This is a genomic window from Thalassobacillus cyri (assembly GCF_900107755.1).
Lineage (GTDB): Bacteria > Bacillota > Bacilli > Bacillales > Halobacillaceae > Thalassobacillus > Thalassobacillus cyri.
Genome location: NZ_FNQR01000004.1, coordinates 163,492 through 188,492 on the forward strand (window position 1 = coordinate 163,492; position 25,001 = coordinate 188,492).

The 25,001-nt window shown below is 45.3% G+C and carries 21 protein-coding genes and 1 pseudogene; 21 read left to right on the forward strand and 1 reads right to left on the reverse strand.

Going from position 1 to position 25,001, the window contains the following annotated elements; genetic code table 11:
• Positions 1–14 precede the first annotated feature (14 nt).
• The 12 genes and pseudogenes from BLV00_RS06600 (at position 15) to BLV00_RS06655 (ending at position 11,738) form a co-directional block, all read left to right on the forward strand.
• Positions 15–1,055: a LacI family DNA-binding transcriptional regulator gene (locus BLV00_RS06600; protein WP_093043682.1), complete on the forward strand. Its 1,041-nt coding sequence runs from the start codon at positions 15–17 to the stop codon at positions 1,053–1,055.
• Positions 1,056–1,118: 63 nt separating this feature from the next.
• The gene (locus BLV00_RS06605) at positions 1,119–1,838 is read left to right on the forward strand and encodes a ThuA domain-containing protein (protein ID WP_093043684.1); all 720 of its coding nucleotides are present in this window, start codon (positions 1,119–1,121) and stop codon (positions 1,836–1,838) included.
• Positions 1,839–1,860: 22 nt separating this feature from the next.
• Positions 1,861–2,892, forward strand: coding sequence for a Gfo/Idh/MocA family protein (locus tag BLV00_RS06610; protein ID WP_093043686.1), 1,032 nt, complete (start codon positions 1,861–1,863; stop codon positions 2,890–2,892).
• 6 nt (positions 2,893–2,898) lie between these two features.
• The gene (locus BLV00_RS06615; RefSeq protein WP_176791370.1) at positions 2,899–3,939 is read left to right on the forward strand and encodes a Gfo/Idh/MocA family protein; all 1,041 of its coding nucleotides are present in this window, start codon (positions 2,899–2,901) and stop codon (positions 3,937–3,939) included.
• Between the two features lie 19 nt (positions 3,940–3,958).
• Positions 3,959–4,927, forward strand: coding sequence for a sugar phosphate isomerase/epimerase family protein (locus BLV00_RS06620; protein ID WP_093043689.1), 969 nt, complete (start codon positions 3,959–3,961; stop codon positions 4,925–4,927).
• 27 nt (positions 4,928–4,954) lie between these two features.
• Positions 4,955–5,644, forward strand: a complete 690-nt coding sequence (locus BLV00_RS06625) for a YesL family protein (RefSeq protein WP_245728867.1) — start codon at positions 4,955–4,957, stop codon at positions 5,642–5,644.
• Between the two features lie 895 nt (positions 5,645–6,539).
• A pseudogene (locus BLV00_RS06630) lies at positions 6,540–7,317 on the forward strand (SDR family oxidoreductase).
• A gap of 10 nt (positions 7,318–7,327) precedes the next feature.
• Entirely contained in the window at positions 7,328–8,080 is a 753-nt protein-coding gene (locus tag BLV00_RS06635; protein ID WP_093043691.1) for an SDR family NAD(P)-dependent oxidoreductase, read from the forward strand.
• 19 nt (positions 8,081–8,099) lie between these two features.
• Positions 8,100–9,716, forward strand: a complete 1,617-nt coding sequence (locus tag BLV00_RS06640; protein ID WP_093043692.1) for a long-chain-fatty-acid--CoA ligase — start codon at positions 8,100–8,102, stop codon at positions 9,714–9,716.
• 45 nt (positions 9,717–9,761) lie between these two features.
• Positions 9,762–10,370 (forward strand): TetR/AcrR family transcriptional regulator, encoded by a 609-nt coding sequence (locus BLV00_RS06645; protein WP_093043694.1) that lies wholly within the window; start codon positions 9,762–9,764, stop codon positions 10,368–10,370.
• On the forward strand, positions 10,336–10,752 hold the full coding sequence (locus BLV00_RS06650; protein WP_093043696.1) for an acyl-CoA thioesterase: 417 nt from the start codon (positions 10,336–10,338) through the stop codon (positions 10,750–10,752). Before BLV00_RS06645 ends, BLV00_RS06650 begins: the two co-directional genes overlap by 35 nt.
• Before the next feature lie 2 nt (positions 10,753–10,754).
• A complete protein-coding gene (locus BLV00_RS06655; RefSeq protein ID WP_093043698.1) occupies positions 10,755–11,738 on the forward strand; it encodes a quinone oxidoreductase family protein in 984 nt (327 codons plus the stop codon).
• A 212-nt stretch (positions 11,739–11,950) separates the two neighbouring features.
• On the opposite strand, the gene BLV00_RS06660 is transcribed toward BLV00_RS06655, so the two are convergent.
• Positions 11,951–13,303 carry a glucoamylase family protein gene (locus BLV00_RS06660; protein WP_245728869.1) on the reverse strand — a complete coding sequence of 451 codons (1,353 nt, stop codon included), beginning with the start codon at positions 13,301–13,303 and terminating at the stop codon, positions 11,951–11,953.
• Between the two features lie 423 nt (positions 13,304–13,726).
• Between BLV00_RS06660 and BLV00_RS06665 the strand changes: the two genes are divergently transcribed.
• The 9 genes from BLV00_RS06665 (at position 13,727) to BLV00_RS06705 (ending at position 24,945) form a co-directional block, all read left to right on the forward strand.
• Positions 13,727–15,313, forward strand: coding sequence for an L-lactate permease (locus BLV00_RS06665; protein WP_093043700.1), 1,587 nt, complete (start codon positions 13,727–13,729; stop codon positions 15,311–15,313).
• Positions 15,314–15,386: 73 nt separating this feature from the next.
• Positions 15,387–16,094, forward strand: coding sequence for a FadR/GntR family transcriptional regulator (locus BLV00_RS06670; RefSeq protein ID WP_093043702.1), 708 nt, complete (start codon positions 15,387–15,389; stop codon positions 16,092–16,094).
• 75 nt (positions 16,095–16,169) lie between these two features.
• Entirely contained in the window at positions 16,170–16,886 is a 717-nt protein-coding gene (locus BLV00_RS06675) for a (Fe-S)-binding protein (protein WP_093043704.1), read from the forward strand.
• A gap of 18 nt (positions 16,887–16,904) precedes the next feature.
• Positions 16,905–18,329, forward strand: coding sequence for a LutB/LldF family L-lactate oxidation iron-sulfur protein (locus BLV00_RS06680; protein ID WP_093043706.1), 1,425 nt, complete (start codon positions 16,905–16,907; stop codon positions 18,327–18,329).
• Positions 18,329–19,039, forward strand: coding sequence for a LutC/YkgG family protein (locus BLV00_RS06685; RefSeq protein WP_093043709.1), 711 nt, complete (start codon positions 18,329–18,331; stop codon positions 19,037–19,039). The genes BLV00_RS06680 and BLV00_RS06685 overlap by 1 nt, the downstream gene beginning before the upstream one ends.
• A gap of 223 nt (positions 19,040–19,262) precedes the next feature.
• Positions 19,263–20,726 carry a response regulator transcription factor gene (locus BLV00_RS06690; protein WP_093043711.1) on the forward strand — a complete coding sequence of 488 codons (1,464 nt, stop codon included), beginning with the start codon at positions 19,263–19,265 and terminating at the stop codon, positions 20,724–20,726.
• A gap of 279 nt (positions 20,727–21,005) precedes the next feature.
• Positions 21,006–22,670 carry a urocanate hydratase gene (hutU, locus tag BLV00_RS06695; protein WP_093043713.1) on the forward strand — a complete coding sequence of 555 codons (1,665 nt, stop codon included), beginning with the start codon at positions 21,006–21,008 and terminating at the stop codon, positions 22,668–22,670.
• 17 nt (positions 22,671–22,687) lie between these two features.
• Positions 22,688–23,962, forward strand: coding sequence for an imidazolonepropionase (hutI, locus tag BLV00_RS06700; RefSeq protein WP_093043715.1), 1,275 nt, complete (start codon positions 22,688–22,690; stop codon positions 23,960–23,962).
• Positions 23,959–24,945: an agmatinase family protein gene (locus BLV00_RS06705; protein WP_093043717.1), complete on the forward strand. Its 987-nt coding sequence runs from the start codon at positions 23,959–23,961 to the stop codon at positions 24,943–24,945. Before hutI ends, BLV00_RS06705 begins: the two co-directional genes overlap by 4 nt.
• The last annotated feature ends 56 nt before the right edge of the window (positions 24,946–25,001 follow it).

A 25,001-nucleotide genomic window follows, 5' to 3' on the forward strand; every position in this document is an offset into this window, starting at 1 on the left:
AGGAGTGGGTCGAGGTGTCAGTTACAATTAAAGATGTAGCCAAACAGGCGAATGTGGCGCCATCCACGGTATCGCGTGTCCTATCGGATAGCCCGAGAATCAGTGAGAAGACGAAGCGTAAAGTGCGTAAGGTAATGGACGACATGGGATATCACCTGAATTTCAGTGGTCGTGTGCTTGTACAGCAATCGACGCAGACAATTGGAATTGTGATGAAAAGGTCCTCCAGCCACTCGTTCGATAATCCCTTTTTCTCTGAGTTATTGCGGGGTATAAGCGCTTCCTGTCATAAACATGATTATAGTATCAATATCACCACAGGTGATTCCGAGGAAGCGATATTCCATGATGTGGTTAAAATGGTGCAGGGAAAGCGTGTCGATGGTGTGATTGTTTTGTACTCCAAGGAAGAGGATAAGGTGGTTCCTTACTTGCGGGAAAGGGATTTCCCGTTTGTCATGATCGGGAAGCCACCAGCAGATGCCAACGATATTACTTATGTCGATAACGATAACATACTGGCTGCGAAAGAAGTGGCAGAGTTTCTAATCAGACTTGGTCATAATAGGATCGGCTATATCGGCGGCGATTCCCATTTTGAAGTGACTACTGCCCGTTTGGCTGGATTCAAACAGGCAATCGCAGAGCATCATATCGAGCTTCCAGAAGCTATGTTTAAAAATATTCAATTAGATAGCGGTGACGCAAAGAAAATTGTTTCTGAACTGTTAGAGGTAGATAATCCTCCGACAGCATTGATTGTTACCGATGATTTCAATGCGTTATCTGTCATGCTTGCATTGCAGGAACAAAATGTACGTATTCCGGAGGAAATGAGTATTCTTTCTTTTAATAATACGATTATCTCAAGACTGGCCAATCCTCCATTGACGACAGTGGATACACAGTCTTATCAGCTTGGTTATGAATCTGCGGATTGTCTGGTCGAACTACTCGGTGGGGGCGAAGTGTTCAAAAAAAGCGTCATCGTACCGACAGTTATCGTGGAAAGGGATTCTTGCATAGCTAAAAAAGCTATGTCAGATGAAAAGTAAGTCCGTGATTTTGTATTAAATAGTGCAAACGTTTGCCATCTATATATTAAAGGAGATGTAGTCATGAAAGTCTTAGTATGGAATGAATACCGTCACGAACAAGAAAATCAAGTGGTTTCTGATATCTATCCCGAGGGGATTCATGGGGCCATTGCCGGATTTTTAAAGGAGGAAGGCCACGATGTGAAAACGGCAATCCTCGATGAAGAAGAACATGGATTGACCGATGAGGTGCTGGCTGAGACCGACGTTTTGGTTTGGTGGGGACATAAAGCTCATGACGAAGTAAAAGACGAAATCGCAGAAAAAGTGAAGCAGCGTGTATTAGAAGGAATGGGGCTTGTTGTCCTTCACTCGGCTCACTTTTCCAAAGTATTCAAGAAATTGATGGGTACGACCTGCGATTTGAAGTGGCGTGAAGCCGATGAAAAAGAGCGCTTATGGGTTGTGGAGCCAAGTCATCCGATCACAGAAGGACTTGGAGAGTATATCGAACTGGAAAAAGAAGAAATGTACGGGGAACATTTTGACATTCCTGCACCAGATGAACTATTGTTTGTCAGCTGGTTTGAAGGTGGAGAAGTATTCCGAAGCGGAGCCACCTTCCGTCGTGGCCGCGGTAAGATTTTCTACTTCCGTCCTGGTCATGAAACTTATCCGACTTACCATAACCAGGAAATCCAAAAGGTCATTCAAAATGGCGTAAAGTGGGTCAAGAATGAAGGAACTCCAAAACACGTATATGGCAATGCAAAACCATTAGAAACGATATCCGAAAAATAAAAATCAGGGGAGGACTATGCAGATGGAAAAGTTAAAAGTAGCTATTATCGGTTGTGGAAGTATCGCGCAAAATCGTCACTTACTTGAGTTTGAAGCAAATGAACAAATAGATATTACCGCAGTCTGCGACATTGTTGAGGAACGGGCAATGGTAACGGGAGAGGCATTCGGCGCCCAATCTTATACCAGTTATGAAGACCTTCTGGAAAAAGAGGACATCGATGCTGTCAGCGTCTGCCTGCCGAACTATTTACATGCTCCCGTATCGATTACTGCTTTGAATGCGGGCTGTCATGTACTTTGCGAAAAGCCGATGGCGACTTCCCGGGAAGAAGCAGAAAATATGATCGAAGCTGCTGAACGTAACGGCAAGAAATTGATGATTGCTCACAACCAGCGGTTCGTTTCTTCTCATGAACGGGCGCGTAATCTAATCGAAGCAGGTGAAGCAGGAAAGATTTATAGCTTCCGTACGACGTTCGGCCATGGTGGTCCTGAGGGCTGGAGTGTCGATGGTGCTGATAGCTGGTTCTTTAAGAAAAATGAAGCCTTCATTGGGGCTATGGGCGATCTGGGTGTACATAAAGCGGATCTGTTGCGCCACTTATTAGGGGAAGAGTTTGTCGAGGTGGCTGGATTCGTCGAAAATAATGCGAAAGATAATGTCACTGTTGATGATAATGCCGTCTGCATTTTACGAAGCGAGTCCGGCATTGTGGGGACTCTGACAGCTAGCTGGGCATACAACGCAAAGGAAGACAACTCCACTGTCATCTATGGAGAAAAAGCGACACTTCGACTGGAAGACGACCCTGATTATTCCCTTATTGTCCAATATACCAATGGGGAAGTAGTCAAATATGAGCTTGGCCAAATTCAGTCAAATGATGAAGGAGGGCAAACCAATACAGGTGTCATCGATCATTTTGTCGACAGTATCGTCCAAGATAAAAAGCCATTGATTGATGGTGAGGAAGGAAAACGTTCCTTAGAGGTCATCCTTGCAGCCGTGGAGTCTGGAGAAACCAAACAAATCACCAGGTTAGCGAAGTGATTAATGATGCCAAAGCTGCGTATGGGAATCATCGGAGTCGGAGGGATTGCTACACAACGACATATCCCGGCCTATCAATCACTCTCTGATCAAGTAGAAGTAACGGCAATACAGGACGTCAACGGGAAACGCGCCAAGCAAGTGGCAGAGCAATTTGATATCCCGCATGTGTTTGAAGACTATGGCATGCTTTTTGAACATGTCGATGCCGTAACTATCTGTACTCCAAACAAATTCCACGCCGAAATGTCAATTGCGGCTCTGGAAGCGGGGGTACATGTTATTTGCGAAAAGCCGATGGCGATGTCAACAGAAGAAGGAAAAGCTATGGTGAAAGCAGCCAAGAAAAACGACCGGCTATTGTCGATTGCTTACCATTATCGCTATACACCGGAAGCTCAGCTGGCCAAGACCCTCATCACCAATGGAGAAATCGGGGATCCTTTAGTCACACGTGTGCAGGCGTTACGAAGGCGCAAAGTACCGGGCTGGGGCGTTTTTACAAATAAAGAATTACAGGGAGGCGGCAGTCTGATCGACTTTGGCTGTCATCTACTCGACCTGTCGCTTTGGCTGCTTGATGATCCAAAACCTGTGGAAGTGATGGGAAGAACGTATGACCGGCTGAGCAAAATCCCGGGCCAGGTCAATGACTGGGGACCGTTCGACCATGAAACCTTCAATGTCGACGATCATGTGACAAGCTACATTACCTTTGAAAATGGGATGTCGATGCAGTTCGAAACCTCATGGGCTGCCAACATAAAAGAAGATAAGACATCACTCAGTATTTCCGGGGTCGATGGCGGGCTCGATGTCTATCCCTTCGAGCTCTATCAGGCAAAGTACGGCGCTGTGTGGGACAGCAAAGTTAAACTTCCAAAAGAAGAACTCAGTCCGGGAGTTTTGCAGGCGAAAAACTTTGTCGATAGCTGTTTAGGCGACGCACAATTAGTTGTCGAACCGGAACAAGCTTTGAAAGTTACCGAATTGATGGAAGCTATTTATTTAAGCAGTGAAACAGGTTCAAGCATCAAATTAGTTTAAAGGATAGGGGAGAAGCGAAATGAAATTAGGTGTGTTTACCGTTTTGTTTTCAGATATGGCGTTTGAAGATATGCTCGATCATGTACAGAATGCTGGATTAAAAGCAGTTGAAATAGGGACTGGCGGTTATCCAGGCAATGCTCACTGTGGTGTCGATGAGTTGCTTGCAAGCGAAGAGAAACGGGAAGAATACTTGGAGAAAGTGCATGCCCGCGGGTTGACAATCAGCGCCTTTAGCTGCCATGGAAATCCATTGTCACCAGATGAAGACTTTGCAAAAGAATCCCATGAGATTTTTGTAAAAACCGTAAAGCTGGCTCAACTTCTCAATGTACCCGTCGTCAATACATTTTCCGGAACACCGGGCGGGGCAGAAGGGGACAAGACACCTAACTGGCCGGTAACACCATGGCCGGGAGAGTATTCGGATGTACTAGAATGGCAGTGGAAGGAAAAGTTGATTCCCTATTGGAAAGAACAAGGGAAATTTGCTGAAAATCATGGCGTGAAAATAGGCTTAGAACTGCATGCCGGCTTCCTTGTTCATACGCCGTATACCATGCTTAAGCTGCGTGAGGAAACATGTGAGGCGGTTGGAGCTAACCTGGACCCTAGTCACCTGTGGTGGCAGGGAATCGATCCAGTCGCAGCGATCAAAATTTTGGGAAGAGCTGGCGCCATTCACCATTTTCACGCGAAAGATACTTATATCGACCAGGAAAACGTTGACATGTACGGCCTTACGGATATGCAGCCATATGGAGAAGTTCAGACAAGAGCGTGGAGTTTCCGATCGGTCGGTTATGGACACGGTATCCAGGAATGGTCTAATATTATAAGTGCCCTTCGAACATTTGGTTATGACCATGTCATCTCCATCGAACATGAGGATCCGATCATGTCGATCAGCGAAGGCTTCAATCAAGCAGTGAAAAATTTGAAAGCAGTCAATATCGAAGAACCCCCGGCAGATATGTGGTGGGCCTAAGGTTGATGACATGAAGGAGGGATCAAGGTGAAAAATACAGGTTTTATGGGCGGACTCTATGCAGTAAGTGAGTGGATCATGCGATTTTCACTCGTCAATTTACAGTGGGTCATTTTCAACTTGCCAATTGCCCTCCTTCTCATCAGCATGCTCTATATAGAAAATTCTGATCAGCTATTTTATTTGACAGTTCCGCTGGTAGTAATGCTGCCACCTTTATTTTTCCCTGCAACAACGGCCATGTTTGCCAAAGCGAGGGAATGGGTGCGTAAGGACGAAGAGGAAAGGGAACCCCGCAAATATGTGAGCTATTATAAAGAAAACTACCTGACCAGCTTGCTTGCAGGAATTGTGTTTGTCGCGTTGTGGGGCATACTGCTTGCTGATATTTATTATTTTTCCGGTAGAAATGAAGTGCTGATGAACTTATTTGTTGTGATGGGAATCCTGTTGTTCATTTTTACCTTGAATTTCTTTTCTGTCAGCGCCCATTATAATATGAAATTACGCGGCCTGTTGCGGCATTCTTTTTTTATAACGGTAGGTAGTCCGCTGTTGTTTCTCGCTGTCTCTATCAGCAGCGGAGTGGTTTTGTATATCAGTCTCTATATCTTTCCTATCATTATCCCGTTATTTAGTGGAAGCTTGCTTGCGTTCCTTTCTTTCTCTGCATTCTACCGAATATATTTAAAAATCATTGCTAAAAAGATTACTTAAGGAAAAACGCTTGAATCTGAAGACAGGTTTCAAGGTTTTTTTAAAACTGAAGGCATAAAACCTTTCTCAGTAATAGGGCCGTATAATGGAAGACTCGATTTCGAGATATTATAAGAGGGGAAGGGCGTTGGGGAACAACTCGCTTTCCGTGGGCGAGTGATGAGCCTCCTCGAGCTGACGCTCTGTGGGGTCTCGTTTCCCACAGGACTTTGAATTGTCATCCTTGAGAAACACCGCACGAAGAAATGCGTAGCATTTCGAGGAGTCTCGCCGTTCCCCTCACGTCCTTGCCATAGGAAGTTCTCGAAATCCCACTTGGGGTAAACGCCATGATGGTAGAAAGAAGCCTTAGTTCTATATACCTCCTTATAATCATGAACATGAAGATTTTAGTTAAACACACTTTTTCCTTTTGAAGGGTTCGTTTATTACTAAACTGGCTGGATGGGCAGGGAAACGGCGAGACTCTCGCGGGAGAAGGGGCTAGGCGAGATCCCACAGGGCTTTAGCCCGAGGAAGCTTGCCAGGTCCCCCGCAGGAAAGCGAGTCGTTTCCCGAACCATCCTATTCCTCTCATGGTTACGGACCCAAATATCTCGATACTGAGTGTTCAGCAAAAGGGAGCTTAACTGTAAAATCAATTCCTACACAACCTTCTTCGCTATAAGGGATGATCCTGGAATAATTTAACGTTATTGCTTTTCATTTATCTATTGAATTTTCTGAATTGTTAATATATAGTTGATTATAGCGACTAAGTATATTCCTCGGAAGGAATAGTTTTTTTATTATTAACATACCGACCGGTTAGTATTAAAGGTTCTGTTAGCAGATATCCGTGAAATGCGGATTTGCTTAATTTAGAAATGTAAGCGTTATCATTGAGGGGGGATGGATGACTATCCTTGATCACTTGTTCAGTTTAAAAGGAAAAACAGCGATCATTACGGGAGGAGGACGCGGGCTAGGCAAGCAAATAACCATGGCTTTCAGAGAGGCTGGTGCCAATGTAGTGATTTGTTCCCGAAAAATGGAGGCCTGTGAGCAAACGGTAAAGGAAATAGCTGAAAAAGGAGGAAGCGCTCTGGCGCTCACCTGTGATGTAACGAATCGCCGAACAGGTCGAGCGTGTAGTTGAAGAAACGATCGAAGCGTATGGAAAAATTGATATTGTTGTCAATAATAGCGGCGCGACCTGGGGGGCGCCTGTCTCTGATATGCCAATGGAAGCCTGGCACAAAGTATTGAACGTCAACGTCACCGGAACTTTTTTGATGTCTAAAGCAGCCGGACGCCATATGATCAGGCAAAAATCAGGAAAAATCATTAATATTGCCTCTGTTGCAGGATTGAAAGGGACCGATCCCCGGTTTATGGATACAATCGGCTATAACACAAGTAAAGGAGCGATTGTTACCTTCACAAAAGACCTGGCGGCAAAATGGGGTCCTGATAATGTTCATGTCAACGCTATTGCCCCTGGATTTTTTCCTACAAAAATGTCTAAAGGGCTGCTTGATCAAGGGAAGGAGATGGTTCTTGACCGGACGCCGCTCCGCCGTCTTGGAGGAGAAGAAGATTTGATGGGTGCTGCATTATTCTTAGCTTCAAGAGCATCTGACTATGTAACAGGAGAAATATTATCGGTAGATGGTGGTATGAACGCAGTTTAGGAGGGGTTGTGTGAGGTTTGGAGGGAAAAATGTACTGGTTACCGGAGGTGCCAGCGGAATTGGCCGTGCGGCTGCCATAAAAATGGCACAAGAAGGAGCCAGGGTTCTGGTTTGTGATCGTGACCAAGAGAAAGGTCAAGCTACCGTTCAAACTATTGAACAAAATGGTGGACTAGCAAGCTTTCAAGAAGTGGATGTTGCTATCGAAAAAAGTTTCAAGGAAGCCTTCCAATATGCTAAAGGTACGTTCGGTTCCCTGGATGTGTTATTCAATAATGCGGGTGTCGGAGGTAATGAAAAAAAGCTGCACGAAATAGAGGAGTCAGAATGGGATCAGATTGTTGATATTAACTTAAAAGGAATCTTTTTTGGCCTTAAACATGCAGCGCAAGTAATGATTGAACAAGAAAAGGGAGCGATTGTCAATACATCCAGTCTGTTAGGTTTCAAAGGGAAAAAGCGGACAGGTCCATACAACGCATCAAAAGGTGGGGTTATCACATTGACCAAAAATGCAGCGCTCGAATATGGACGATATGGAATACGAGTTAATGCTGTCGCCCCAGGAGTTATTGATACGCCAATTGTAGATAATTGGCGGGAAGATGAAAGAAAATGGAAGCTGATTGCCAGTGCCAATGCCCTCGGACGTCTTGGAAAACCAGAGGAAGTCGCAGAAGCTGTCTTGTTTCTGGCTTCCGACCAGGCTTCTTATATAACTGGAGAAACGTTATTGGTAGATGGTGGAGGATTGACATTTTAATATAGGGAGGAATCACGTAATGGAAAAAGTGTGGAAAAAGCATTACCCAGAACGTATTCAAAGTGAGGTGGAGATTCCTGACATTCCACTCACCGACTTTTTGGACAAGTCGATCGAGCAATTTCCTGACAACCCGGCGATATCTTTTTATGAAAAAGAAATCAGCTATAAGGAGTTAGGGCTCCAGGTGGAAGCTTTTGCATCTTCCCTACAGAACAATGGTGTAGAAAAAGGGGACAGAGTAGCAATCATGCTGCCGAACTGTCCGCATTATGCTATCAGTTATTATGGAGCATTGCGTGCTGGAGCTGTCGTCACGCAAGTCAATCCGATGCTGGTCGGCCGTGAACTCGAACACATCTTAACTGATTCAGGTGCCGAAACGATGGTCATTTATGCGCCTTTTGTACCTGTTTTAGAAAAAATCAAAGCCAACACAAAGCTGAAAAATGTAATTGTCGTAGAGTTTTCTCAAGCATACGAACCGGTCGGAAACGAAATTGAATTCACGACCTTTTTACAGACTGCTCCTGGACCACCAAAAAGTGTAAAGATTAATCCAAGTGAGGATCTTGCCGTGCTGCAATATACAGGAGGGACGACAGGAAGATCCAAGGGTGCCATGCTGACACACAGGAATTTAGTAGCCAACGTGGTGCAAACTCATGAATATTTTAAAGATGAAATCGAACTGGGTAAGGAGCGTTATTTGACGGTAATTCCTTTATTTCATGTGTTTGGTATGACCGTCTGTATGAACCAGGCGATTCAATCAGGTTCGAAAATCATCATGCTTCCACGATTTGAATTAGAAGAAGTCCTTGAGACGATCAAACGGGAGCAGCCGACCTATTTCCCGGGGGTCCCTACGATGTATGTCGCCATCACCAGCCATCCGAAGGCGGAGCAATATGGCATAGACAGCATCCGAGTGTGTAACAGCGGCAGTGCCCCGATGCCACAGGAGCTGATGAGAAGTTTTGAGGCAAAGACTGGCGGACGTATCTATGAAGGATACGGTCTATCTGAAACCTCTCCGGTTACGCATTGCAATCCACTATTCGGGGAGAGAAAACCGGGAAGTGTCGGATTCGGAATCCCATCGACTGATTATAAAATCGTAGATGTCAGCAACGGAATCGATGAAGTCCCTGCAGGTGATACGGGTGAAGTGATTATCCGAGGACCACAGGTAATGAAAGGATACTGGAATATGCCGGAGGAAACAGAGCTTGCCCTGCGTGATGGATGGCTGTACACCGGCGATATCGCACGTGTGGATGATGAAGGTTATTTATATATCATTGACCGGAAAAAGGATTTGATCATCGCAGGGGGTTATAACATTTATCCGCGTGATATTGAAGAAATCCTTTATGAGCATGATGCTATCCAGGAAGCTGTAGCTGTTGGTATCCCGGATGAATACCGTGGGGAAACTGTCAAAGTTGTTGTCGTACTTGCTGATGGAAAGTCAGCGACTGAAGAGGAGCTGATTGCTTACTGCCGTGATAACATGGCTGCATACAAGGTCCCTCGCTCTGTCGAATTCCGTAGTGAGCTGCCCAAAACGAATGTGGGGAAAATTTTACGAAGGACAATCCGAGAAGAAGCGGTCAACAAAGCGACTCAGTAGCAAATTACAAATAGGTTGACGCAGCTAGCTAGGAGGACACCGGATATGAAAGAGAATCTGTTGCAGACATGCATCCAATTATTTGAGAAAAAAGGATTTAGCGAGACATCGATCGCTGATATTGTTCATGCTCACGGAGTAACCAAAGGAACGTTCTACTATTATTTCACCAGTAAAGAACAAGTGTTGATGACGATTCACAGCAGATATATCGATGGCCTGATTGAACAACAGGAGAAAATCATGGCACAATCGTTCAGTAATATCGAGAAACTGGAGGCCCTCATTGATATGCTGATTATGAATATTGTGCCAAAAGGAAGAAGTGCACGTGTTTTCTTTCGCGAATTGCGTCATTTAAGCGACGGTAATTTACGGGAAGTCCGAAAGAAGCGCGATCGGGTCCGTTACGCTATGGAAGAGGTTATCAAGCAAGGGATTGATTCAGGCGAGTTTCGCGCTGGATTGGAAGCTGACATTGTGACCCTGGGTATTCTTGGTGCCTGTAATTGGAGTTATCAATGGTTTCAGCCTGCCGGTCCTAAAACAGATAAGGAAGTTGCAACTATTTATATTGATCTGATGCTTAACGGAATGAAGGACAGGGAGGAGGAGTATCATGTCGCACCATTGGGAAGTGAAAGTGCGGGCTAATGAAACGGATGGACTGGGACATGTAAGTAATATCAGTTATTTTATTTACTTAGAAGAGGCGCGGATTGAAGTGTTTCGCGAACTCGGAACGATGCTCTCCATGAATGATTGGCCGTTCATTCTAGCTTCGACGACTTGTGATTACATCCAGCAAGCCTATTTTGATGAGCGCCTGGATATTGAAACAACGATTTCACGAATTGGTAATACAAGCTTCGAAATGACCCACGATATCTCAAGTAATCGGGGATTGATTGCCAGAGGGAAAGCGGTAGTGGTACACTTTGATTTTGAAACTCAGCAAACTGAACCATTGAAAGATGAGATAAGAGAAAAGCTGACAGCCATCAATAAAGGAACAGCTGTCGAGGAACGGAGGTAATTATGAAAGCAATACAATTCAAAGAATTCGGAGGGCCGGAAGTGCTCGAGCTCATCGATATGGAGCTTCCGGAGCCGGGCGAGCATGAAGTATTGATCGAAACAAAAGCGATTGGTGTCAATTATGCAGATACCGCAAGGCGTGAAGGCCAGTATGTAGTGGAAACGAAACTGCCTTACGTACCAGGTTCAGAAGTAGCAGGCGTCATTGCTAAAGTGGGTTCTGCAGTGCAATTATTCAAGGAAGGCGATCGTGTTGTCACTTTGGTTGGTGATGAACGTGCGACCGGTTATGCTGAATACACAATAGCGGATGAAAGGGGACTTATTCCGATTCCGGAAGGTGTTGATGAAGCACACGCAGCTGCGATACCATTACAAGGATTGAGTGCCTACCACATTATCAAAACGATGGGCCGGTTAGAAAAAGGAGAAACCATCCTGGTTCATGCTGCAGCGGGTGGCGTCGGGTTATTCGCCGTTCAGCTTGCGAAAATTTTTGGGGCCGGAAAAGTGATCGGTACAGCAAGCAGTGAAGAGAAACGAGCGTTGGCTAAAGAGTACGGTGCGGATGAAGTCGTCGACTATACGAAGGAAGGATGGGAGAAAGAAGTGCTCCGGTTGAACGATGGCAAAGGAGTCGATGTTGCGTTGGAAATGGCAGGTGGAGATGTCTTTCATAATACACTCGATTGCCTTGCCTCATTTGGACGACTTGTCATTTATGGTGTGGCAAGCGGAGAACAGCCTCACTTTTATCCATCCAAATTGATGGCGAAAAATCAATCCGTCGTCGGTTTTTTCCTGCCGCAAATCATGAAAAAGCCAACCTTGTTCCAGGAAAGCCTGAAAGAGATTTTAGGTTATATTGAAGAAGGAAAAGTCAAACTGGAAATCGGGGGAGTTTTTGCCCTGGAAGAAGCAGCAGAAGTACATCGTAAGCTGCAAGGAAGAGAAACGAAGGGTAAATTGATCTTGAAGCCATAATTTAAAAGGCCAGATACTCTATAATTAGAGTGTCTGGCCTCTTTATTTGGCGCTGTTAAGCGATAATATCAACATGATCCAGGGATTTATTTCCTTTCCCCGTCCCACGCGATGAGGGGGCGTTCGCCCTTAGCACATTAGAATTTCCGGTTTATTTACTATACAAAAGGTCTTAACTCTTCATTCTAAAGGAAAGGCGAATAACTAGCATTTTATTTTATCGAAAGTTCTTCTTTAATCAGCAATTCCTCAGGATTTTTGCCGATGTCATCCTGGTGAAAATAATCCCGGATAACCCCATCTTCCAAGTAATTTGCGATAGCAACCATGCTCATGCCCTGGTCTAATGCCAGGTAGGCCTGCGTAACTTCGCCAGTCTCAACGTTGACGGAATCAAGGAACCCATATTCTCCATACATATCGAATTCTTTCAGGACTTGAATATTCTCAAATGCTTCCATTGGTGCGTATTCCAGTGCAAGGAATGTAGCATGTGGAGTGACGGTACCATCGGATTTGTATCCATCCATTCCTAATGGTGTGGCGGCGAACTCCGAGTAGTTTTCCGGTGTGGCAGCAGGTGACATGCCCCATGCCTCATATCCTTGTTCTTCTGCATATTCGATTTGAATATCGACATGGCGTTGGTTATTAAGGCCGAGCGCGTCTTTCCCCAGCTCTTTTTCCTTAAGAACCAGTTGCGGCATCAATGCTTCAAACATGCTTCCTCCCCAGCTTGGAACATATTTTTTTCCATTATAACTGTAGTGACCTTCAAAAACTTCAACTCCATCATAGGTCACTGGATAGCCTTCAGGATTTTGAGCCTGCCAATCCCAACTGTCAGGCATGGTTCTGTACATCTTCCACCAGTGTTCGGACGGTACGTCTCCTTTACCGATAGAAATGTAGCTTGCGACGCGAGGTTCCGTATAAAAAGCCCCGTAATGGTGAGCGGTATAGCTCCCGGCTGCAACATCATAACCACCTCTCATCTGCCCGACTTCAGGCGTATAAAGTGTCGAATAGTCCATTGCTTCCACAAGGCTGCTGGTCTGATCATTCAATTCTGGATATGCTTGTCCTGTAACGATCAACCCTGCTGACAGCCATCCGTTATCTACCGTGGAGATGAACTGCCCCCAATCGGTCATCAGAGAGCCATCCTCCGTGTTATACCAGTTGTAATATAATCCGTTCCACTTTTCGAGACCTTCTAATGTATTCAAAGTAGTTTGAATTCTATCAACTGCCTCTTCTTTTGAGATATGACCCATTTCCTGAGCTGAGATCGTACTCATCATGTACATGCCGATATTCGTCGGAGATGTATGCGTTTGAGGCTTAATCGTACCATCGTTTAATCTGACAGCATCATCAGTGAGGCCTGTTTCTTCATTTGTGAAATCTTCAAAATAACGGTAGGTTTGCTTTGATATCGCTTTCAATTGTTTAGACAAAGCCACCTTATTACCTTCGTTTTCCGGTTGGGCTGAAGCTCCTGCCGGTAAAACCATACTTACTAAAACAATGAGAATCAAAAAACTGGACAAGAATTTTTTCAATATGTCACTTCCTTTCATTAGCTACTGAAACGTTTCGATTAAAGTATACAAAAATCCAACGTTAACGTAAATCCTCAAAAAGGAATTATTTCAGAAAATTAAAAAACAAACCCTTTGTAGTAGTCTGTTTGGAAGGGATGACTAAGTGAAAAGTAGTGGTGGATGGGTGGTTTTCGCTTTTCCTCTATAAGTGAAACGTTTCATTATCGTTTGTTAAAACTAATCATCATTGTTGGTCAGTAGGAGGTGTGAAAATTAATGGTTCATCCTTATGAAAGTGGTTTCAAAAAAGCCTTGTGTTTTGTCATAATTGAGATTAAAATGTAGACTAGTTAGCAGGTCATCAGATGACCTTATTATTAAGTTTGCCTTTGAAAACGTTTTATCAAAATCTTGTAATCAACCAGAAGGGAGTTTTCAGCTATGTTGTTGCTTGTGGCTTTGAGTGCCATCATTGCACCATTCGTCTTCCTTGTTTTATTAAGGATGTCTGCACTCAAAGGAATGTTATTCAGTGCCATTATCGTAATTTTGTTAGCGCTTACTACTTGGGGGATGGAAGGGAATGTTGTTTTCGCTTCTATTTTACAAGGGACCCATAAAGCTTTTACGATTCTATTAATCTTATTTGGAGCGATCGTTCTTTTGAATACGCTTCGTCTTACTGGTGCTGTAGACCGGATCAATCAAGGCTTCCGCAGTATTTCTGGAGATATGCGTGTCCAGGTCATCATCGTCGCTTTTCTGTTTGGATCCTTAATCGAGGGGGCTGCCGGATTTGGTACACCGGCTGCCGTAACAGGACCGTTGATGGTAGCGTTAGGGTTTAATCCGATGGCTGCAGCGGCACTGGCGCTTATTGCGGATAGTTCAGCTGTTTCTTACGGGGCGGTTGGTACACCGATTCAGGTAGGCCTAAGCAATATTCCTGGTGCGGATCTTGCATTCTACCAGACTGTCGGAGCCAAAGTTGCTGCGATCGATATGGTTGCAGGAACATTCATACCATTTATTCTGATTGTCATTTTGACTGTTTTCTTCGGAAAAAGAAAAGGCATGGGAGACGCTTTTTCCATGCTGCCATGGACATTGTTGATTGGAATTACATATACTTCATCTGCACTTTTGTATGCTGTTTTGTTCGGCCATGAGTTCGTATCGATCCTCGCATCACTGACAGGACTTGTCGTAGCCACATTAACAGCCAAAAAAGGCTTCCTGCTGCCGAAGGAAGAATGGGCAGACGCTTTGCAGGAGGGTTTCCAGCCGGAGAAGAAAAAGTCAAAGATGGGCTTAGTTACAGCATGGTCACCTTATCTTGTTGTTGTCGCTCTGTTGTTGCTGACAAGGATCATACCGTCTGTAAAAGAATTTACACGCACCGCCATTGACTTCAGCTGGAACAATATCCTGGGAATCGAAGGGATTGATTCAGCCTGGGAGGTTCTGTATTCTCCTGGGACTGTTTTGGTGCTCGCGACTATTTTAGCAGTGCTGGTACAGCGAAAGTCTTTTTCTAATTTTACCAAAGCATCTAAAGAGTCACTTGGTTCGATAAAAAATGCAGGATTTTCATTAATTTTCACCTTGGCTCTGGTACAGGTCTTCACTAACTCAGGGATGAATATGAATGACTTGATAAGTATGCCACAGTATATCGCGCAAGCATTGGCGGAAGGATTCGGACCGATGTGGATATTCGTCGCTCCTTTCCTCGGAGAATTAGGGGCTTTCATTACAGGGAGCGCCACCGTATCAACGCTGACTTTCTCGCCAATCCAGTATAGTATAGCGAATCAAACAGGCTTGAATACCAATACCGTACTGGCGGCCCAAGTCATCGGTGCTGCTGCAGGTAATATGATTTGTGTCCATAACGTTGTTGCTGCATCGGCAGTTGTTGGATTGTCGGGGAAAGAAGGCGACATTATACGAAAGACATTAGGTCCCGCCCTTCTATATGGTGTACTTGCTGGAGTAGGTGGATTTATACTGATTCAATTCATGTAAACAGGGTATCTATCTTTCCAATTCCTCTTGCTTCCAGTAAAATGAAGGTAATAAGTACTTGGAGGAAGAAGTAGTGGAATATAAACAAATACGAGCACGCAAGATTTATGAAGAAGTAGCGGATTCGTTAGTAGCCATGTTGAAGAACGGTGATTTGAAGCCTGGGGATAAATTAGATTCCGTCGAACAGCTGGCCAGGAATTTTGATGTCGGCCGCTCGGCGATCCGTGAAGCGCTCAGCGCAATGCGCGCAATGGGGCTTGTAGAAATGCGCCAGGGCGAAGGGACTTATATCAAGCAGTTTGATGCCTCGCGTTTTTCTTTGCCGGTTGCGGCAGCGTTATTAATGAAACGAGAAGATGTCAAAGAACTGCTGGAGGTCAGAAAAATCTTAGAGGTTGGAGCAACTGGCTCTGCTGCAGAGAAGCATAAAGAAGCAGATTTAGCTCCGATGATAGAGGCGCTTCAATCAATGGAAGAAGCAAAGGGTAATGGCGAGCTGGGTGAACAGGCGGATCTTGCTTTCCATTTAGCAGTTGCCCATGCGACACATAACCAGATGCTTATCAACCTTATGAATAGTGTATCGGAAATTATGATGGAAACCATGCGCGAAACCCGCAGGCTCTGGCTTCATTCAGAAAATAGGACTGCTGAGCTGCTGAAGGAACACTGGTTGATTTTTGAAGCGATTAAAAAAAGAAATTCGGCGCTCGCGCAAAAACATATGCTGAATCATTTAGTTGGAGTGGAGCAGGCGTTAGCAGAGTATATCGATTGATCAGACTGGATCCAGTCTTTTCTTCGTGCAGGTCATCAGATGACCTGCTTTCATTTAAAAAAAGGAGTGAATGGCATGAAGGCGTCCTTATTCATTACATGTTTGTGTGATATCATGTCGTCCGACGTCGGAAAAGATACGGTGGAAGTTTTAGAAAAAGTGGGCTGTGAGGTGGACTTTCCTGAGTTGCAGACATGCTGCGGGCAACCGGCTTACAACAGCGGGTATTTAAAAGAATCGAAAGAATCGATGAAACAGATGATGCGGGCGTTCAAAGACTCCGAATATGTTGTCGGGCCATCGGGTTCTTGTGTAGCTATGCTCCATGAATACCCGCATATTTTCAAAGGGGATCCCGAGTGGGAAGAAGCGGCTAATGACCTGGCGGGTAAATCTTATGAATTGACGCAGTTTTTAGTGGATGTCATGGGCATCACTGATGTCGGCTCCAAATTCCAAGGAAGAGTGACTTATCATCCTTCCTGCCATATGACCAGGCTGCTTGGTGTTAGAGATGCACCGATGACCTTGCTGGAAAATGTGAAGGGACTGGAATTTGTAGCACTTCCCGTGAAAGAGGACTGCTGCGGGTTTGGTGGTACATTTTCAGTGAAGAATCCAGTTATTTCTGAGCAGATGGTCGAGGAGAAAACAGAACATGTCACAGAAACGGGAGCGGAGTACCTGGTCGGTGGAGATATGGGCTGCCTGATGAATATCGGCGGGCGCCTGACGCGTAACGGCAAACCGGTCAAAGTCCTGCATATTGCCAATATACTTAACTATCAATAATGGAACGGAGGGGATTCTATGAGTATCCGAATTGGCACGAATTCTTTTGAGCACCGAGTCCAGGAAGGGATAAAAAATGACTTCATGCGTGGGGCGGTGTCGTCTGCTCAAGGCCGGTTCCGGAGCGGTCGTCTGAAAGCGGCAGAAGAACTTGGAAACTGGGAAGATTGGCGTACCCTCGGGGAAGAAATCCGCAATCATACGATGGAAAATCTAGATTTTTATCTTCAGCAATTGAGCGATCAAGTATCCAAACGTGGCGGTAGTGTCTTTTTTGCAGAAACAGCAGAGGAAGCGAATGACTATATTCAGAATGTCATCAAGAAAAAGAACGGCAAGAAAGTCGTCAAATCAAAATCGATGGTGACCGAGGAAATCGGGTTGAATAAGGCACTGGAGGAAGCCGGTTCCGAGGTAGTCGAAACGGACCTCGGTGAATGGATTTTGCAACTGGATGAAGACCCTCCTTCCCATATTGTTACACCGGCGCTTCATAAAAATAAAGAACAGATTCGGGAAACATTTGCCGCCAAAAAAGGCTATGATAAGACCGATAAACCGGAGGAGCTCGCTTTATTTGCCAGGGAGCAGCTCAGGAAAGACTTTTTGTCAGCAGATATCGGAATCACCGGGTGCAACTTTGCTGTAGCGGAGTCAGGGGCAGTAACCCTTGTAACCAACGAAGGGAACGCAAGACTGGTCACATCGCTACCCGATACGCAAATTACTGTAATGGGGATGGAACGCCTGGTTCCGACGTGGGAAGATCTTGAAGTATTAGTCAGTCTCTTGACCAGATCAGCTGTCGGTCAAAAGCTGACCAGCTATGTCACTTCTTTGACAGGTACCCGTCTGGAAGGAGAAGTGGACGGACCGGAAGAATTCCACCTGGTAATCGTTGATAATGGACGCTCGAAGATTTTAGGGACTGAGTTCCAATCAGCACTCCATTGTATTCGCTGTGCTGCCTGTATCAATGCCTGTCCTGTATATCGGCATGTCGGCGGGCACTCCTACGGTTCTATCTATCCAGGGCCGATTGGGGCAGTTTTGACGCCATTGCTAGATGGATATGACGACCATAAGGAATTGCCTTATGCATCGACACTATGTGCTGCCTGTACCGAAGCTTGCCCGGTGAAGATTCCCCTTCACGAGCATTTAATCCGACACCGGCAGATCATAGTTGAAAAGGAAAATAAAGCTCCAAAAGCTGAGAAGCTTGCGATGAAAGGTTTCGCCAAGTGGGGATCAAGTCCTGCCGCCTATAAGATGAGTACCAAAATGGCGCGTACTGCGTTAAAACCGTGGACAAAAGACGAAAAAATTGAAAACGGACCAGGTCCGATGAAAGCCTGGACAGATGCCCGGGACTTCCCGGCTCCAAGCAAGCAGTCGTTCCGTTCCTGGTACAAATCCCGGAGGAAAGGGGATGAATCCTGATGGCGATTCAAAATCGTGAATCATTTTTAAATAATCTGGCGGAAAATCTTGGGCGTAGTCGACGTAAAGAAGGCGTTGAGCGTCCGGAGTGGAGTGTAAGCCCTCAGTGGGAGGTTTACCAGGGTTATTCTGAGGATCAGCTGGTCGATGTCCTCGAAAAGCAATGTAAAGTCATTCATACGGATTTTCGAAAAACGGATGCAGCTGGATTACAGGATGTTCTGAAAGAGACGGTTGACCGTTATCAAGGAAAATCAATTATTGCAGCCGATGATTCGCGCAACCAGGAATACAGCCTGGACAGTTTTTATCAACGAATGGAAGCTGACGGAGTTGAAGTCCATATCTGGGATGCGGGGAAAGGTAAAGAAAATCAAGTATTCGCTGAGCGGGCGGATGTCGGCATCACGTTCAGCGATGCGACGCTTGCAGAATCCGGAACTGTGACCCTTTTCAACAGCAAAGGGAATGGCCGTTCGATCAGCCTCCTCCCGAAGACTTATATTGCTGTCATACCAAAAAGTACAATTGTACCGAGGATCACGCAGGCTACTAAGCATATTCATGAAGCTAACCAGCAGGGGCACGAAGTCTCCTCCTGTGTCAGCTTCATCACTGGGCCAAGCAACAGTGCAGATATTGAAATGAACTTGATTGTAGGAGTACACGGACCAATCAAAGTCACCTATATCGTAGTAGAAGATAAATAATTACAGAGGAGTTATATTGCCATAGGGTAGTTATCAAAGGTGCTACAATGTACATGTAACCCTGTGTAATGTACCAACGCTGTTAGTAACTTTATCGACGCTTATTAACAAAATTAAATTTATTTCCCGGGAAATCGACACAAATGGTTACGCCCCAGATCCTGTACTATCTAGAGGATCTGGGGCGTTTAAGGTAGAATAGCAATAAAGGAGGGGGGAGTGCATGTATCAGTTGCTGCTAGCAGATCGTGACAGCCAGGAACTTGCCGGAATTGAGTGGTTGTTATCAAAATATTCTTTTCCCGTTTCAACAATCAAGCGAGCAGGGCAACTTGCTGGAATACTGGATTCATTGGAAAATGATCGTCCAGACCTTCTCTTTATTGAGCTTGATATGATTCCTGAAACCAAATGGGAGCTTGTGAAAAGTTACATCCAAAGGTTTAGTAGTCAAGTGATAGCAGTTACGGTCGAGCCGACTTATGAACGTGCTATGCAAGCGATCGAAATCAACGCAATTGACCTGTTAGTCAAACCGTTATCGCCATCCCGTCTCAAACATACTATCCAGCAAGGCTGCCGGATGCTTACTCACGAACAGGGTGGAGATAAGGGAGTAAGTACACCTTCTATCATCAACTATGAATCTCTATTTATTGATGATCATCTACCCTACACGTATCCGGTTTATCTGGTAAGACCGGAGTATCCCCAGGATTTATACCGGCTGCGCTCTTTTATTGCACAGTTCGACTTTTATAATCTTCCGTTCGTATTTTCAACTAGTGACCAGATAGTCCTTGCATTTCATCAGACTATTCCTGAACCTTTTCAACAAGCAAGGCGCTTTTTACGCGAATGGGAACAGGCTGGCGGGGGACCGCTTGCTATCGCTGTCCATGATAAGGATAACCTTCTATCCTTACATAGTATTTACCAGCGTCTCCGAAAGGTGATGGAGGCTACTTTTTTTACAGGTTACAAACAGGTGCTGGCGTACAATGAAGCATATATATGGAGGGATATGGATCCTTTTCTGACAATGGATGAACAGCGGTTTTGGGTGCGTAGTCTTGATGAGGGCCAAGCAGAAGAAATCAAACGGTGGTTGTATCATGAATTTTTCAACCTTCAACCGCCCTACCCTGATCCTGGATTACTTCGAACCCGATTGACAAGTATACTGGCTCAAATCCGGAGGTTTATGATTCGAAAAGGGTTAGAGACTGAGGAGAATGACGTTAAATATAAAAAAATCTTCGACAAAATCTTATATAGTCCTGTCTTGTATCGAATTGTGCAAGAAGTTGTCCTTTTCATCCATGAGCTTATTAAATCCTTAACGACTCAAAAAGGGGCAAGGATAGGAAATATCGGAGAAGCTGCGCTTGCCTATATGGAAGAGCATTATAAGAATCCCAGTCTATCGCTTAAAGATGTGGCTGCTCACATAGGAAGAAGCCCCGCTTATTTCAGCTACTTGCTATCAAAGAAATATCAACAATCCTTTCGTGAGATTCTGATGCAAATTAGAATTCAAAAAGCAAAAGAACTGATCGAAACCACGGATAATACCATTCAGGAGATTGCGGCGGAAGTCGGTTTCAACCAGCCGAACTATTTCAGCCGTGTTTTTAAATCAGCGACTGGAAAAACACCTCGTGAGTACCGGAATTTGCGAGGCTGAGACCTCCTCGATCTGTTTAAATAGTCCTTTAACAGGAGAATGGTAGACTCAACACGTAAATGAGAAAACCTTTCTCAACGAGAAACACCCGCTTGCTGGGTGTTTTTTTATATTTTTATCATTATATAAAATTAATGCTGATAATTGAAAGCGTTTTAAAGCATGTGTTTATCTTTTTAACATTAAAATATCATAATTCGAAAGTTAGTCATCTATTATCCGGCCAGGTGGATTGCTAAGCTATACCTATAAGGAATCCAAAGAGAGGGGATGGGTACGATGACAAATACGAAGTCAGATAAAGTGAAACAATACCGCGGGACGGATTTGCATACGAAAGGATGGATTCAGGAGGCAGCTTTACGGATGCTTAGCAACAACCTCCATCCTGATGTAGCAGAAAACCCGGATGAATTGGTCGTTTACGGTGGAATCGGGAAAGCCGCCCGTAATTGGGAAAGCTATGATGCCATCGTCGATTCTTTAAAAACATTGGAAGCTGATGAAACTCTGATGATCCAATCCGGAAAACCCGTAGCAGTGTTTAAATCCCATAAGGACGCCCCTAAGGTGTTGATTGCTAACTCTAACTTGGTGCCGGCCTGGGCCAACTGGGAACATTTCCATGAACTTGACCGCAAAGGGTTGATGATGTTTGGCCAGATGACGGCGGGAAGCTGGATTTATATTGGCAGCCAGGGAATCGTTCAGGGGACTTATGAAACGTTTGCCGAATGTGCCCGACAGCATTTTGACGGGAAAATGGCTGGAACGATTACACTGACCGCTGGCCTTGGCGGAATGGGTGGAGCACAGCCGCTTGCGGTCACTTTAAATGGCGGTGTATGTATTGCGATTGAAATTGACCTGCACCGTATCCAGCGCCGCTTGGACACCAAGTATCTGGATACCTCGACCGATGACCTTGAGGAAGCGATTCGGATGGCTGAGGAAGCACGTGATCAGGGCAAAGCTTTATCGATTGGCTTGCTTGGAAATGCAGCAGAGATTTTACCGGAGATGATTGCAAAAGGTTTCACTCCTGATGTGTTGACAGATCAGACTTCCGCGCATGATCCATTGAACGGGTATGTCCCCGTCAAGATGGACTTGCAAGAGGCAGTCCGCTTACGTACGGAAGAACCAGAAGAATATGTGAAGCTCTCCAAACAAAGTATTGCTGCTCATGTCAAAGCGATGCTGGAGATGCAGCAAAAAGGTGCGGTAACGTTCGATTATGGCAACAATATCCGCCAGGTGGCAAAAGATGAAGGAGTCACCAATGCCTTTGATTTCCCTGGCTTCGTTCCCGCTTATATTCGGCCGCAATTTTGTGAAGGGAAAGGGCCGTTCCGCTGGGTAGCTTTATCCGGGGACCCAGAAGATATTTATAAGACAGATGAAGTGATTTTAAAGGAGTTCAGCGAAAACGAACATTTGTGCAACTGGATTCGCATGGCTCAGGAAAAAATCAGTTTCCAGGGACTGCCTTCACGCATTTGCTGGCTCGGCTATGGAGAACGGGCGAAGTTCGGAAAAATCATTAACGACATGGTAGCAAGCGGTGAATTGAAGGCACCGATTGTAATTGGCCGCGATCACCTCGACTCAGGTTCAGTTGCTTCACCGAACCGGGAAACAGAAGCGATGAAAGACGGCAGCGATGCAGTAGCCGACTGGCCTATTTTGAACGCTTTGATCAATAGTGTAGGGGGAGCCAGCTGGGTCAGTGTCCATCATGGCGGAGGTGTTGGGATGGGGTACTCGCTTCATGCCGGTATGGTGATTGTCGCTGATGGCACAAAGGATGCAGAAAAACGGCTGGAACGTGTACTGACGACAGACCCGGGGATGGGTATCGCGCGCCATGTTGATGCCGGCTATGAGCTGGCGGAAAAGAAAGCGAAAGAAAAAGGCGTCCAAATACCGATGATGAAAATATAACCAGGAGGGAGAGACATATGACACAGAAACTATTGATCACAAATGCAGCACAATTGATTACGATGGCCGGTCATAACGATCACCCAGCCAAACAGGAAGCGATGTCGGATCTGGAAATTATCGAAAATGGCTCCGTTTATATTGAAGAAGGAAAAGTCGTTGCTGTTGGCACAGACGAAGAGGTCAGAGCTGACTATCAGGACTTGATTGGTACGGAGTCCCATATAGATGCAACAGGAAAGGTTGTCACTCCAGGACTGATCGATCCTCATACTCACCTGGTGCATGCCGGTACCAGGGAAAATGAGTACGCCATGCGCTTGAAAGGTAAAACGTATATGGAAATTATGCAGGCAGGGGGTGGTATCCATGCGACGACACGGGCGACTCAAGCGGCAAGCCATGAACAGTTATATGAGGAGTCCCGGAAGCGTCTGGATCAATTTTTACTCCATGGGGTCACGACAGTCGAAGCAAAAAGCGGTTATGGCCTGACACTTGAGCATGAACTGAAACAGCTGGAAGTGGCTAAGCAGCTTGATAGCGAACACCCTGTCGATATCGTGTCAACATTCATGGGGGCTCATGCGGTTCCAATAGATGAAAAAGATAATCCGGAACCGTTCGTCAATCGGGTAATCGATGAAATGATTCCTGAAGTGGCTAACAAGAAACTGGCGACTTTCAATGATGTATTTTGTGAACGTGGGGTGTTCACACCAGAACAATCGAAGCGGATTCTGGAAGCTGGTAAACAACATGGTCTGATACCGAAAGTCCATGCCGATGAAATTGAACCATACGGCGGAGCAGAATTAGCTGCTCAAGTCGGTGCTATTTCAGCAGATCACCTTTTAAAAGCGTCCGAACAGGGCATCAAGGATATGGCAGAGGCTGATGTGGTCGGGGTTCTATTGCCTGGTACAGCGTTTTTCTTAATGGCTGAATTCGCTGATGCACGCCGGATGATCGATGGCGGCGTTGCCGTAGCATTATCGACAGATGCAAACCCTGGATCTTCACCGACCATTTCCCTGCCGTTCATTATGAACCTCGGTTGTTTGAAAATGGGAATGACGCCGGAAGAAGTATTGACAGCGACTACAATCAATGCGGCCCATGCGATTGGCGCAGCCGGAGAGATCGGAAGCCTCGAACCAGGAAAAAAAGGAGATGTAACGATTTTTAATGTACCTAACTATCTCGTACTGTCTTATCAGTATGGCATGAATCATGTTGATACGGTCATCAAAGCAGGAAAGGCGCTGGTACTGGGAGGGCAGCTGCAATGAGTGGCTATCCCTATCCAATGCTTGATAAACCGAGCATGGTCTGGTCCCGTAACTCAGAGAAGCGTTCAGATTTAAAGGTCCATGAATGGATTGAAACGATTGGCGAAAATACTCCTGACTGGAAAAGGTATGATGTGACGATTTTTGGGGTGCCGCTTTCAAAGTCGTCAATCAGCACTTCGGCTGCCAGTGAAAACCCGGATGCTATGCGAAAAGCATGGAAGTCATTCGGCACGTATAATCTGGATGAGAATATGGACCTTGCTGAATTGAATGTGATCGATCTTGGCGATGTCAAACAGCATGTAACAGACATCGCGTTTACCCATCAGAAGATTTCCGAAGCGATGGCTGCGATGCGCACGTATCATCCCCACACGTTACCAGTGGCGATGGGTGGCGATCATTCGATTACGGCGATGCTCGTCAAAGGCTGGAAGCAGGCACATTCGGATGAAACAGTAGGTATTTTACAGTTTGATACTCATTTTGATTTGCGTGATCTTAGTGAATTAGGTCCTGCAAATGGAACACCGATCCGTAACCTGATTGAAAGCGGTACAGTGGAAGGCAGACATGTGCATAACATTGGTCTCCATGGTTTTTTCAATGCAAAAGAGCTGAAAGAGTATGCGGATGCGGCAGGAGTTCATTATACAACGATGAAGCAGGCACGAAAAAAAGGTATCACGGAAGTTGTTACCAAAGCCCTGGCACAATTATCAGGGCAAGTGGACACGATTTATGTCACGGTGGATATGGATGTGCTGGATATTACTCATAATCCGGCTGCTCCGGCAGCAACCCCAGGCGGGATGTACACAGGAGAGTTATTTGAAGCGGTCCAGCTTGCCGGTGAACATTCAAAAGTGAAGGCGTTAGATATCGTTTGTTTAGATCCACGAAAAGATGTCGGTGAGGTGGCAGTGAAAAGCGCGGTTCATGTCATGCTGTCTTTTTTGACTGGTTATTGTAAGCGGTAGGGCGAGGAAAACTCGTCCTTCCTTTATCTTTTGAATTATCTGATTATTCACATAAT